Raw genomic sequence first — 10,790 nt, 5'->3', positions numbered from 1 at the left:
CCCCGGTTTCGGTCAGGGCATCGGCTACACATTTTTCCCCATATTTCGTGGTGATGGCCTTGGGATTTTCGGTCAATGTGGCTGTTAATAATTGCATGGTTTTTCCTTTGATATGTGTCGAGGGTGGGGGGAAGACTCCCCCCCGGCGATCGGTGAACTAGAAGGCGTAAACGTCACAGCGGGCAGAAAGTTGATACCAATCCCAGTGACTTCCTAAGCCTTTGTTGATGGCTTGTCGGACATCCTGCATGGAGAGCAATTCAAAGCTGTGAATAAATAAAGTGCAGTGCTGGGCCGTTTTCTTATGCACTAACTCCATGGTGGTTTCGTAGCCAACACTTACCGGCTCTTCGGGTAAGTTGACCATCACGGCGATCGGTTCGGTTTGAGTTAACATTGCAGTACCTCTTAGTTGGGGTAGAGGGAAGGTGGTAGTTGGTAGCTGTGCCTTCCCTTTGGTATATCCCTATATTATCCCGATAATATCTACATAGTCAATAGTTTTATCGGGATATAGCCAAGTTTTATCTTGATACTCTATAGGGATAACTTAAGGTTATCTATCGGGAAAGAATGGGGATAATAGGCTATAGTGGTACTGCCCCCATAGAATCGGGATAATCACCATGGCAGATACCAAGATTGACTTAAAGATTTCAGAAGACTTGCTGGAAAAGGTGCGGGCGGTGGCTGTTAGCCGCTTTGATGCCAGAATTCACCACATCAGCAAAAAACCAGAGGTAACCTATACCATCAACAAACTTATCCAGATTGGGCTAGATGCTTTAGAGTCTGGCTATCAGGATAATAATCAGGTTACTATCCCCCCTAACCCGGATATTGAGTCCATGGTTAAGGAGCAACTTTCCCAGGCGATCGCCGAAATGGAAGCCAAGACAGCGGCTAAGTTTGGGGAACTGGAGGCTGAGTTAGATCAGGTAAAAAAGCTAGAATTAGCCGCCTAAAATCCCTGGCGGTGGCCGTGCCCATTGCCCCGGTGGTGGAAGTCCCCCAAAATGTGAGCGGGACTGAAACCAAGCCATCTATGGGAATCCCCCTGGATGCCAAAGGAAAGGAAGGGCTAACGGGGCCTGTACTGGCGGCTAAGTTGGGCATACCGCCTAATACGGTCAAATGTTGGGGTAATCGCCATGGGCAAACCAAACCAACACACCCAGAGATTGGGAATGTTCCACCGTGGCGCTATGACAAATCGTCTAGGCGTTGGCATCCAATCAATCCAGAGGAAAATTAAATGGCCATCATCGAAACAGACCTAGGCAGAATATTGGAACGGATAGAGGAAAAAATCGACTCCAACCAATCACGGACAGAGGAAAAGCTTAATGCCCTTGATAACCGCCTTAGCAAGCTAGAAGGAGCAATCCAAGCTCAACAGCCCTACATCCAAAAAATCCCTGATTTAGCTGAAAAGGTTGGGGAGTTGAAGAACTGGCGACAAATCAGCATTGGTGTGCTTCTTGCGACTGTTGGGGCCATCATTGGCTACCTTTCCCGAAATATTCAACCGTGACGGCGATCGACAAGCCCCAACGCTTCCACCAATTTGTCAGCCCCTAGGAGTCCACTACAGGGAAGAGAAGGGATTGCCTTTCTAGGTTCTTTCCGGCGATCGCCGTCCGTACAGCCATGTAGTTTTGGCTATCTGCTGGGCCAGAAATTTCCTAGAGGCTTGCGGTTGGGGAATTGCTGTTTTTGTCGCTAACTTTCACCACTTCAAAAAAACAGCTTGGTTCCATGGCGATCGCCTCTTTATCCCCTCCCCGTAAGGCTTCTAGCTAGATGTGAAGGTTTTTACACGTATCTCGGCACGGTAGGCGATCGGCTCCCTGTAAGCGTTTCAGCTAACCATGGTGATAATGAGCTTTTTTTTGAAAAGTTGCGGCTAGAGATAACCAGCGGTGCTGACCCTGCCATGGTGGTAGTAAAGAAAATTCCAACGGCGATCGGCTAGACAGTACCGGAGGGTTAGCCTCTGCCATTTTTATCGTTGTAATAATAAGGGTCATTTTGGAAAATTTGGTGGCTACCGGAACGGCGCTGCTGCCTACCCGCTTAGGGTTAATCCCCACGGAGTACCTTTTATGTACTAGACACCAAGGCAAAGCGATCGCCGTTCACTCCCCCGCCGATTGAAAGTCCTCGCTTAGTTTTTGTAACCGGGTATCAATGGCACTGGTCAGCATTGCCTGAATTGCCTTGGGGTTGGATTCGATGGCGATCGCCGCTTCCAGTTCATCAGGCAAGCTATGGAATGCTTCGGTAACCATCCTCAAAGCTTTCCTAAAATCGTCTCTTGCCTCATCCACAGAAATTAATTTGGCCCTTTCTTCCTCCAACTGCCATTCCAAAAGTTCACAGTCCGCCAAACATTTTCGGGTGCGGGCTTGGATAAGCTTATTCTCTGCTGACCGCCCTTCCTCAAGCTTCCTAATTTCTTCATCTAGCTTTTGCCGATGCAAGAATAAAACCTCGATAAGATCAACTTCCCCAAATTCATTCCTGGCGATCGCCCCGGAATAAGCCCAATTTTCAAGGGTTCTAATCGGTATCCCTGCCTTCCTTGCTACGGCGGCCTTGGATGCCCAAAGGCTGGGTCTTTTTTCTGTTGATTCCATATTTTTGTCTTGAAACATAGATAAACCTCTTTCCCACCACCACCAAGGGTCTATGGACTTCTATGGCTGGGGAATGGGAGCCACTGCCGCCCCGCTATACCAAAGCCCCAGGGAGTACCTTTTTGCGTACTAGACAACCAAGGCAAGGGCATCCTCCACCGTGCGGACAATGGCAATGGGCCAGCCCATGGCGATCGCCTTTTCTTGGGCACGGGTCAGCCTGTCCCTACCACTGGGGTTTTTGACTTCAATCAAGACAGTCTCTCCCTTGGGGGTCAGGGCAATTAGGTCAGGCACTCCCCCGCCTTGGCCTGATAGGTCAAAGATTAAGCAACCAACTTGCCGTAATGCCTGGACTATTTCAGCCTGGTTAGAGTCTGTCTTTTGTCGGTAATAGCGCATGGTATCAACGGATATAAGAGGGCAAGGGCGGCGGGGTCTGTTTGGTTTGGCCAGCTTCATCCTGTTCATGGAAGCGGGCAATGGCCCACGATGGCGATCGCCCAAGGAAGTTAGCCAATTCAAGCCAAACATCAATGGGCGGATAGGCATCACAAACCTGGTAGTAAATCCAACCTTGCTTATAGTTTTTGCTTTGCTGGGCTGAAACAATATCACCCCACCATTCCCCCCATGGTCCAGACAATTCCTTGACTTCCACCAATTGGGCGGGGGCTTCCTCGATCGCCGTTTCCTCTAATTCCTCAATTTCCCCGTTCCGTTTTTTCCTCAGTTTCACCGGGGCTTGCTCCACTCCCTCCAGAGTCCACCGCCGCTTACGGGTGGGTAATCCGTGGATCATGTGGTTTTTGGTGTGGTCTAACAGGATGGCAAAATCTTTCCCCGGTGCTGGCCTTAATGCACGGCCAACCATTTGAAGCCATAGCCCAAGGGATTTGGTTGGTCTGGCAATTTGCACAGCTTCCAGGGCTGGAATATCCAACCCTTCCCCGAATAGGGCACAGTTGCTAATTACTTTGATTTCCCCGGCGGCAAACTTAGCCAAGGCTTCCTTTCTAATCTCTGAAGGTGTTTCCCCATCCAAGTGGATTGCAGGGATTCCAGCGGCGTTATATCGGGCGGCGATCGCCTGAGAATAGGCAACGGAGATAGCAAACACCAAACAACGGCGATCGGGGCAATGTTGCTGATAGGCTTCCACCAAATCCCCGGACAATTCCACCACGTTGTTAGCCTTCTCCAGTCCAGAGGCGGAGTAATCCCCGGCAACGGTACGGACTCCCTTGGTTTCCATTGCCTTGGCGGCCAGCATTTTGAACCGGGAAAGGTGGCCCAGGTCGATTAATTCCTTCACCGTTGGCCCCGTTACCAAGGCATCGAACAGGTCAACAAATCCACTGCCATCAGTCCTGATCGGTGTGGCTGTTACTCCTAGCTGGTAGCTGTTGGGGTAAGCATCCAAAATCTTCCGGTAGGTCTTAGCTGTGCTGTGGTGGGCTTCATCAATCACCACTAAGCCAAAGTCTGGCCAATCCCTCAGCCGGTTAATGAGGGTCTGCACACTGGCAACCTGAATGGGGTAGAGGGGGCTAGGACTGTACCCGGCTTTGATAATCCCCACTGGCTTCCCCGTCACTGACTCCAATTTGGCGGCGGCTTGGGTAATCAATTCCTCACGATGGGCCAGGACTAGCACCCGATCGCCATGGTGGGCTACTTCATTGGCAAGGAAAGAAAAAATAACCGTCTTTCCCCCACCGGTGGGCAGTTGGGCCATTACCCGTCTGTGAACCTTCCAAGCTTCAAACAACCCCTGCAATAGGCTTTGCTGATAGTCCCTAAGTTGAATTTGTTGGGCGGTGGTTTGGTTGTCCATGGCAGTTAGGAAGTTTTCGATTGGTGGCGATCGCCGTTGGGCAAATACTCTGCAACCAAATCCGGTGGGGCGTGGTTCAGTTCGGACAATAGGCACAGCTCCCTCCCTCCCCAGTGGACATCAGCACAGCGACAATACTCGCCATCTGGGTCGATGCTCTCCAACCTCAGCAACGCTCTTGGTCGATGCACTTCCACAACCCAGTCCCCCGGCTTCACTCCGTTGGGGTTCGGGTCGGCGATCGGGGACACCGGACGGTTAACAATGCGTAGCGGTGGCTGTATCCTTTGCTGTGACTGACTTTGATGCTGATTCACAATGGCTAGTCTCCGTGATATTGGTACAGGTTCCCCTACTTCAAATCGGTTTATTTTCTGTATCCCTTGCTGTGTCTGGGTTTGAGTGGTTTTAGTTTTTTTGGCGCGCCGGGGGGGTAGTACATGCTGAGGATGTAAAGATTTCTTTGAATTCGGAGGGGAACCACAAGCTTTGTGAGAGACCCCAGACGATGGTGGGCTGGCGGAATAGCTACACAACGTTATTGTCCGGGGGTCTGGGGCTACTGCCTCAATCCCTTGCTGTGTCTGTGTTGCGGCTACTAGAACAGAGTCCATGTGGGCAGGGTGCCAAAGGGGACGATATGACGACTTCCACAGGGTTGATTTGGAGGTTCCGGTTAAACTCACCAACAGCCTTTCCCTAGCCTTAACTCCATCAGGAAGTTTCCCTCCGGCGATCAGATCAACAACCGCATCAGCAATCTTCCTCATCGCCGCGCGCGTCTTTTCTTCATTTGTTGGCCCAGTCGGTCGGCTCTGTTTTTTCGGCTCGTAGGGATAATATTTACGCTCAGCACAACGTCCCCAACGGCAAGCCCAGGCTGTTAGTTCATGCTGATGCTGGCAATACTTTTTGTAGTCCGGTGTGGCGATCGCCGTTTGGACAATGAAATTAACTAAGTCATCCCCGGTGAGACGTTCAAACACAACACCATACCGGGCAATGATGCCTAGCCGTTTCATGCTGATGCTAGGTTCCCAGGGCTGGGCAATGGTGGCTAGGTCTGCCTTCCTCCACTCGCTGCCCTTTTTGCTATGGGGGCCAAATCCGTTGGGCTTGGCAAAGGGGCTGTAGTTGGCTCTGGCTTCTGCACAGGCTTCCAACAGTAGGTCAATGTCACAGGCGGCCGCCGATTCGTCTAGGAGATCTAGGAACGTCTCTATGGAGGTTGAATAGGGAACTAAGTCATCATTCAACAGGGCACCGCCTGAACCGGGTTGAAGGGGCAACCGGGCACCGTTGTAATGGGTGATGTCTCCCTTTGTCCAACCCTTACGGTTGGGGAAGATTTCACAGTTGCCGGGGCTGATGTCAAAGCCAAACCGGGCTAATACTTCCTGCACAGCACAGGATAGGGCAAAGGTAGGGACATCCTGGGGGAAACCATAGTAGAGGTGCCAACCCCCAGAATTACTTGATTGCTTTAAAAACGGCTCATATATCCCAATGGTTTCCAATGCCTCACAAGCGGCCCGTAGGTCAGCCTCATTGTGATGATGGCCAGTGGTATCGAGGTCGATTAATCCGTACCGGGTCGTTTTTCCAAACCTCAAGCCGATCGCCGTGTTGGGGTCGTTCCAGTAGTTCCAAATTTTGGCAGGGCTGATTCTATCCTTTAGGGTCTTCCACCCTTCCCCGTCGTTCACAATGGCATAGCTCCCAAAGTTAAACCACTGGGTAAGCCTCACCGCCAATGGGTCTAACTTGATTGGTTGCTCCGTCTCAACGGCGATCGCCTTCCCTTTGTCTTTGATGGGCATGGCCACATACTCGCCATCTTTCAGGGTGAGTTTATATTTCGTTCCCTCCACCACTGGCCAGGTAATCGTTTCTGCACCCTTTTTGGGGTAGCCAATTTTGACGGTTTCCCGGCGGCCATTAATCTCTAGCCAAAGCACTTCCACTGAGGAAGGGGAGGCTTCTAGCTTGGCTGATGGTATCGCCTGATTCTTTAGCAGTCCCATTGGCTATTCCCTCCCCCCAATCCGTGGCCGGGATGATGGCCATAGGAGTGGATTTGTCAGAGAAATTGAAAATATTTTTTGCCCACTCGGTAGCACTCGGTAGGGCATTACAACCCGTATAGATCGCCGGGCCTGGGCTGGGGTTACAATGGGGGAAGCTGAATTTTTGCCTGTGCAATTCTGCACATTCTGCACACATTTTTTGTTATAAATGCCCATAACAAAGGCCCCTCCCCGCCGGGTGGCCAAGCCTTTTGTGAAGTCGTACCCGTTTGCTGTTGCACCGACCAAAGTTAGGCAGCAAGCGGGTATTCAATTTTTGGTTAGTCATTTTAGATACCTTGTCGCTCTAATTTTTCCCGGATAGCGTGGCGAATCCACTGAGAACGGTTGAGGTCGGCTTGCTGGGCCGCTCGTTCAACCCTTAGCCTTAATTCCCCAGTCCGGTCGTAAATAGCAAAGTCCCGTCGGGGGGTTTTTTGTTGAGTCATAAGGCAAAATCCCTTACTAGCTGTTCCGATTATTGATTTATACAACCTAAATGCAGTCTCGGTCTGTGGGAGTAAAGTACTTTGGTCGGCCCAAAAAAAGCAACAGTTTGGGCACGAATTTTTGCAGTTTTGCGGGATTTTGTCACAAAAGCTCACCAAAATCGTGTGGCTGTACGGGGTGCGATCGCCGGTTGGGCAAGAAAAACAGCCTGCTTTGCAAGCAGGATGTCAAAGAATCAGGTTTTTTATGGAGTTGGGCGGTGATCGCCTCTAAGCAATGTCCCTTTGTTTGTTGGTGCGTTGAATAATCCGGTGAACCTGCATAGCATTCCATTCCTTCCCCCGTTTGGTAGGGATGCCTTGACCATTGAGATAGTCTGCAATTTTGGCGTAGGACTTGCCAGAGCGACGGTGACGGCGGATAAGAGCAATGGTTTGCTGTTCATCTTCCACCGGTACTAACTCTTTTTCCTGAGCGGCAAATCCAAAGGCTGGGGTTCCATAGGCATACCCACCGGCATCGGCTTTGGCCTTCCTTCCTCCTTGGCAACGTTCATTAATTTGTGCCCTCTCCAATTCAGCCACCGCCGCCATCATGGTCAAAATCATTTTCCCAGTGGGGGTGGAGGTGTCCACATTTAGGTCAAGCAACACCAGGGCCTTACTGCTGGGCTGTAGAACATCTTCCACCAAGGTCAGAACATCCCGGCAACTGCGGGCAATGCGATCTAACTTCAGGGCAACAATGCCATCAGCTTTGGTGGCTACCATTTCCATGGCTGATTGGAACTGCGGGCGGTTAACGGTGTCTTTTCCGCTTCCTACTTCCACAAATATTTCCATCAGCTCATGGTCAAAGGCTTGGCAATAAGCCTCAATCCGCCGCCGCTGGTTTTCCAGCGAGGTGTTATCCTCTTGTCCCTCCGTGCTAACTCGACAATATCCTACTAATTTCATACTCTATGCCTTTTCCCGTATGTATTTAGCCTGATTGTAACATAACTCTTTTTGAAATTATAGTTATAAATAATGGGGGTAGTTGGGTTTATTCGGCTCCATGGCGATCGCCTATGGGCAAACAGATAGTAGAATTTCCCTTTCTTCCTTGGACAATCCAGCTCCTAGCAGAGCTTCCCCCATGGTCATCGGGGGCAATCCATGATGGGCACGGAGGGAGTTGAGGATTTTGAGTTTTTCCGTAGTGGACAGAGTTTCTAGTTGGCCCATGATGTCTTCAGAGTTGGGCGGTGTGGTTTCCATTGGTTGCAGTGGGTAAATGTGGACAAAAATATATGGACTTTTCCAGAAGTGGGGGCGATCACCGGTTAACAATATTCAGGGAGATAGGCTTGGACTTCACGAATAAGGGTTATTCCATCCATAAAAGAAGCTCCATGATCTTCTAGTTGCTCCCTTTCTTCCACCGGCATAGGGGGAAGGGATTCTAGGAAAAGATAATAGCGACTGTAAAAAACTCCCTTGATCCTCTCAGTAGCAATTTCCCCCGAATATTTAGTTAGGACAAAATCGGGGCGGTGTTCAGTGACACCCAACGTGGCATGGTCATATTTGTCGCAAAAATCCCTTACATAATCGGGGCTAGCCAACTCATAGGCATCGGTCATAAACAGACCATGCCTTGCCTGAAATGACAGAAATTTTTCGATGGTTTTAGACTTCTGGCGTTGGAGTATCCCGTGGTCTTGAGGCATAAACAATAGCTCAGAAGAATAATTAGGAAAGCAAATTTTTTCATCTAGGAAGGTTACTTCCTCCCAATACACAGAAGAAATATTATTTTCCTTTTGATAGCTCCATAGCTGACTTCTGTAGTTCCGATAGTTGCTATCTTTCCAAAATTCTGGGCCGGTTTGACTGGCAAGGTAGGCTAACTCATTAGCCAACCCTTTAGAGTTTTTCATTTTTGTTAGGGGGTGAGGCGGTTAATATCTTGGACTGTCCAGAAGCGGGGCGATCGCCTAGTTTGGTGGGAGCATTCTGGGGTGTGAAGAATCTTCCCCAAAGTAAAGGTGGCTGATTATCTTGCAGAATGATTTATCTTTAGCTTTCCGCATGGTGAATGTGCCATCAGGTTCCAGGCAAACATAGCGGCCAAAATGGGGGCCGTGTTCTATAGGGGGCATCCCTGCCAATCCAGCAAAAGACCAATGCTCAAAAATGGCAGAGTCGTACCATTGTTGTTTTTCGTGGTGCCAGAACTTGCAAGACATTGCTTTATCTGGATAGGTCGGGGCTGGGTCAAATAATGAAAGCTGTTCCATGGTCATTCCTCAAAAGGTAAATGCCCCCTTATCTGGGGGCTGGATATTGGTGGGGGGCTACAGACGATGGGCAAAGTTTTTGACTTTTTCAGCTTCCTCGGCCACCAAATCAGAGACCAGGCGGACAGACTCAATCGCCTCTACAACCCCGTTATCCTCGGTCAGATACTCAATGGAGTTGACGGCGCAGGTGAGGGCTGACCCCAAGGCATATAGGCGGATATAAATCGGATCCAACGCCCTTTTCTTGTCTTCCTTGGTCATGGCGATCGCCGTCCCGTCCAATAGCAATTCAGCAAGTTTGTTTTTTTCGGATTGGGGTAGATTTCTGATCCAATCGTGGGAGGCCAATTCAGAGGCTAGGAAGTCGGCCGGGGGGTTAAGAGTCGTGGTCATTGATAAAATCCTCGTAAGTATTAGTGGTGGGGAGCAAGTCAGGCTCCCTATTTTGTTGGGACTTTTTAGGACATTCCCCAGGTCACGGAGATTAGGCTAGGGCTTGGACTAACTGAGGTTTAGTTAGCTTTTTATAACCCTTGATGCCTGCTTTACTAGCCAGCTTGTACAGGTCACGGACTCCCAAACGGCTTAGGTCATTGGCAACGGTGAAGGATTGAACGGGGTCAGGCTGGGCGGTGGCCATGGTGGGAACGGTGGTTAATGCAGTGGCGGCGATCGCCGGTTGAACAGGCATTGCAACGGGTTCGGGTTCGGTGGTGGCTTCCACTTCGGGGAAGTAGTCAATGGGAGCGGCGGGGTCTGTAGCGGCGGTTTTGGGACGGTAGGCGATCGCCACGATGGCGACATAGAGAAGGATGGCAACGATTAGATTTTCCATTTCAGCTTTCCTTTGATGAATGTGGCGGTGGTGGCTTGGGGGCGGTGTGTAGCGGTTCGCTCTCCCTTAACCATATCCCTATATTATCCTGTTACTATCTCTATAGTCAAGTATTTTATCCTGCTTCTATCCCTATAGTTTCTTATCATTTATCCTTATCCCTATAACTATCGGTTATCTATCAGGATAGGGGGAAGTTATCCCCCCATTCTGGCAGTGGCGACTATAGCCCAAAGTGCTTAATTGTCTGGATATAAAGGGTGGTAGCCGTTGCCCTGACATCTTCTGGTTGAATGCCTTGGATAGTGGAGGCCTGGCTTAGGCAGAATCCAAGCAGCTTAGTTTGTTCTTCCACATAGGCGGCGATCGCCCGCTTAGTATCAGGATTAATCCCAGTGGTTTGGGTGGGGGCAGGGGCAATGGTGGAAGTTGTGGGGGCGTTATCAATCAGGCTTATTTTGCCTTTGCTATCCCGGGCCAAACTCACCCGATCGCCTTGTCGAAATTTCATCAAAATGGGGTCATTGGCAGGCCGCCATACGGCTACGGTTTCCCCGGTTTCGGTCAGGGCATCGGCTACACATTTTTCCCCATATTTCGTGGTGATGGCCTTGGGATTTTCGGTCAATGTGGCTGTTAATAATTGCATGGTTTTTCCTTTGATATGTGTCGAGGGTGG

At 50.1% G+C, this 10,790-nt stretch carries 17 protein-coding genes; 3 read left to right on the top strand and 14 right to left on the bottom strand.

What is annotated here, in order from left to right; all coding sequences use genetic code 11:
• Window positions 1-157: 157 nt before the first annotated feature.
• Complete coding sequence (locus IQ217_RS18060) at window positions 158-397, bottom strand: hypothetical protein (protein ID WP_194021239.1); 240 nt, start codon at window positions 395-397, stop codon at window positions 158-160.
• 229 nt (window positions 398-626) lie between these two features.
• Here IQ217_RS18060 and IQ217_RS18055 point away from each other — a divergent pair, with 229 nt between their 5' ends.
• From IQ217_RS18055 to IQ217_RS18045, 3 genes are read left to right on the top strand one after another with little or no spacing between them, the layout of a single operon-like run.
• Window positions 627-965, top strand: a complete 339-nt coding sequence (locus tag IQ217_RS18055; protein WP_194021237.1) for a hypothetical protein — start codon at window positions 627-629, stop codon at window positions 963-965.
• An 11-nt stretch (window positions 966-976) separates the two neighbouring features.
• Window positions 977-1,255 (top strand): helix-turn-helix domain-containing protein, encoded by a 279-nt coding sequence (locus IQ217_RS18050; RefSeq protein ID WP_228024278.1) that lies wholly within the window; start codon window positions 977-979, stop codon window positions 1,253-1,255.
• Complete coding sequence (locus IQ217_RS18045; protein ID WP_228024279.1) at window positions 1,256-1,534, top strand: hypothetical protein; 279 nt, start codon at window positions 1,256-1,258, stop codon at window positions 1,532-1,534.
• A 331-nt stretch (window positions 1,535-1,865) separates the two neighbouring features.
• Here IQ217_RS18045 and IQ217_RS18040 read toward each other — a convergent pair whose 3' ends face one another.
• The 13 genes from IQ217_RS18040 to IQ217_RS17980 all read right to left on the bottom strand — a co-directional run bounded on the left by IQ217_RS18040 (window position 1,866) and on the right by IQ217_RS17980 (window position 10,760).
• Entirely contained in the window at window positions 1,866-2,030 is a 165-nt protein-coding gene (locus IQ217_RS18040; RefSeq protein ID WP_194021233.1) for a hypothetical protein, read from the bottom strand.
• Between the two features lie 108 nt (window positions 2,031-2,138).
• Window positions 2,139-2,657: a hypothetical protein gene (locus IQ217_RS18035; RefSeq protein ID WP_194021231.1), complete on the bottom strand. Its 519-nt coding sequence runs from the start codon at window positions 2,655-2,657 to the stop codon at window positions 2,139-2,141.
• 111 nt (window positions 2,658-2,768) lie between these two features.
• On the bottom strand, window positions 2,769-3,041 hold the full coding sequence (locus IQ217_RS18030) for a VRR-NUC domain-containing protein (RefSeq protein ID WP_194021229.1): 273 nt from the start codon (window positions 3,039-3,041) through the stop codon (window positions 2,769-2,771).
• Between the two features lie 4 nt (window positions 3,042-3,045).
• Window positions 3,046-4,572, bottom strand: a complete 1,527-nt coding sequence (locus IQ217_RS18025) for a DEAD/DEAH box helicase family protein (RefSeq protein ID WP_194021227.1) — start codon at window positions 4,570-4,572, stop codon at window positions 3,046-3,048.
• Window positions 4,482-6,500 carry a hypothetical protein gene (locus IQ217_RS18020; RefSeq protein WP_194021225.1) on the bottom strand — a complete coding sequence of 673 codons (2,019 nt, stop codon included), beginning with the start codon at window positions 6,498-6,500 and terminating at the stop codon, window positions 4,482-4,484. The genes IQ217_RS18025 and IQ217_RS18020 overlap by 91 nt, the downstream gene beginning before the upstream one ends.
• A 332-nt stretch (window positions 6,501-6,832) precedes the next feature.
• Complete coding sequence (locus tag IQ217_RS18015) at window positions 6,833-6,991, bottom strand: hypothetical protein (RefSeq protein WP_194021223.1); 159 nt, start codon at window positions 6,989-6,991, stop codon at window positions 6,833-6,835.
• A 270-nt stretch (window positions 6,992-7,261) separates the two neighbouring features.
• On the bottom strand, window positions 7,262-7,948 hold the full coding sequence (locus tag IQ217_RS18010) for a recombinase family protein (RefSeq protein ID WP_194021221.1): 687 nt from the start codon (window positions 7,946-7,948) through the stop codon (window positions 7,262-7,264).
• Between the two features lie 111 nt (window positions 7,949-8,059).
• On the bottom strand, window positions 8,060-8,251 hold the full coding sequence (locus IQ217_RS18005; RefSeq protein ID WP_194021219.1) for a hypothetical protein: 192 nt from the start codon (window positions 8,249-8,251) through the stop codon (window positions 8,060-8,062).
• A gap of 65 nt (window positions 8,252-8,316) precedes the next feature.
• Window positions 8,317-8,913 carry a hypothetical protein gene (locus tag IQ217_RS18000; RefSeq protein ID WP_194021217.1) on the bottom strand — a complete coding sequence of 199 codons (597 nt, stop codon included), beginning with the start codon at window positions 8,911-8,913 and terminating at the stop codon, window positions 8,317-8,319.
• 57 nt (window positions 8,914-8,970) lie between these two features.
• Window positions 8,971-9,273, bottom strand: coding sequence for a hypothetical protein (locus tag IQ217_RS17995; RefSeq protein ID WP_194021216.1), 303 nt, complete (start codon window positions 9,271-9,273; stop codon window positions 8,971-8,973).
• A gap of 57 nt (window positions 9,274-9,330) precedes the next feature.
• Complete coding sequence (locus IQ217_RS17990) at window positions 9,331-9,669, bottom strand: hypothetical protein (protein ID WP_194021214.1); 339 nt, start codon at window positions 9,667-9,669, stop codon at window positions 9,331-9,333.
• A 91-nt stretch (window positions 9,670-9,760) separates the two neighbouring features.
• On the bottom strand, window positions 9,761-10,111 hold the full coding sequence (locus tag IQ217_RS17985) for a hypothetical protein (RefSeq protein WP_194021212.1): 351 nt from the start codon (window positions 10,109-10,111) through the stop codon (window positions 9,761-9,763).
• 223 nt (window positions 10,112-10,334) lie between these two features.
• A complete protein-coding gene (locus IQ217_RS17980) occupies window positions 10,335-10,760 on the bottom strand; it encodes a hypothetical protein (RefSeq protein ID WP_194021210.1) in 426 nt (141 codons plus the stop codon).
• Window positions 10,761-10,790 lie beyond the last annotated feature (30 nt).

The sequence above is a fragment of the Synechocystis salina LEGE 00031 genome, assembly GCF_015207985.1.
Lineage (GTDB): Bacteria > Cyanobacteriota > Cyanobacteriia > Cyanobacteriales > Microcystaceae > Synechocystis > Synechocystis salina.
The sequence above is the reverse complement of the archived record's forward strand: the minus strand, read 5'-3'. Positions and strand labels throughout refer to the sequence as shown.

What these genes read in the sequence shown, in the direction of transcription:
- IQ217_RS18045 (WP_228024279.1), top strand. Translation starts at nt 1,256, where the DNA reads ATGGCCATCATCGAAACAGACCTAGGCAGAATATTGGAACGGATAGAG.
- IQ217_RS18005 (WP_194021219.1), bottom strand. Translation starts at nt 8,251, where the DNA reads ATGGAAACCACACCGCCCAACTCTGAAGACATCATGGGCCAACTAGAA.
- IQ217_RS18030 (WP_194021229.1), bottom strand. Translation starts at nt 3,041, where the DNA reads ATGCGCTATTACCGACAAAAGACAGACTCTAACCAGGCTGAAATAGTC.
- IQ217_RS18040 (WP_194021233.1), bottom strand. Translation starts at nt 2,030, where the DNA reads ATGACCCTTATTATTACAACGATAAAAATGGCAGAGGCTAACCCTCCG.
- IQ217_RS17985 (WP_194021212.1), bottom strand. Translation starts at nt 10,111, where the DNA reads ATGGAAAATCTAATCGTTGCCATCCTTCTCTATGTCGCCATCGTGGCG.
- IQ217_RS17990 (WP_194021214.1), bottom strand. Translation starts at nt 9,669, where the DNA reads ATGACCACGACTCTTAACCCCCCGGCCGACTTCCTAGCCTCTGAATTG.
- IQ217_RS18000 (WP_194021217.1), bottom strand. Translation starts at nt 8,913, where the DNA reads ATGAAAAACTCTAAAGGGTTGGCTAATGAGTTAGCCTACCTTGCCAGT.
- IQ217_RS18010 (WP_194021221.1), bottom strand. Translation starts at nt 7,948, where the DNA reads ATGAAATTAGTAGGATATTGTCGAGTTAGCACGGAGGGACAAGAGGAT.
- IQ217_RS18060 (WP_194021239.1), bottom strand. Translation starts at nt 397, where the DNA reads ATGTTAACTCAAACCGAACCGATCGCCGTGATGGTCAACTTACCCGAA.
- IQ217_RS18015 (WP_194021223.1), bottom strand. Translation starts at nt 6,991, where the DNA reads ATGACTCAACAAAAAACCCCCCGACGGGACTTTGCTATTTACGACCGG.
- IQ217_RS17980 (WP_194021210.1), bottom strand. Translation starts at nt 10,760, where the DNA reads ATGCAATTATTAACAGCCACATTGACCGAAAATCCCAAGGCCATCACC.
- IQ217_RS18020 (WP_194021225.1), bottom strand. Translation starts at nt 6,500, where the DNA reads ATGGGACTGCTAAAGAATCAGGCGATACCATCAGCCAAGCTAGAAGCC.
- IQ217_RS17995 (WP_194021216.1), bottom strand. Translation starts at nt 9,273, where the DNA reads ATGGAACAGCTTTCATTATTTGACCCAGCCCCGACCTATCCAGATAAA.
- IQ217_RS18055 (WP_194021237.1), top strand. Translation starts at nt 627, where the DNA reads ATGGCAGATACCAAGATTGACTTAAAGATTTCAGAAGACTTGCTGGAA.
- IQ217_RS18035 (WP_194021231.1), bottom strand. Translation starts at nt 2,657, where the DNA reads ATGTTTCAAGACAAAAATATGGAATCAACAGAAAAAAGACCCAGCCTT.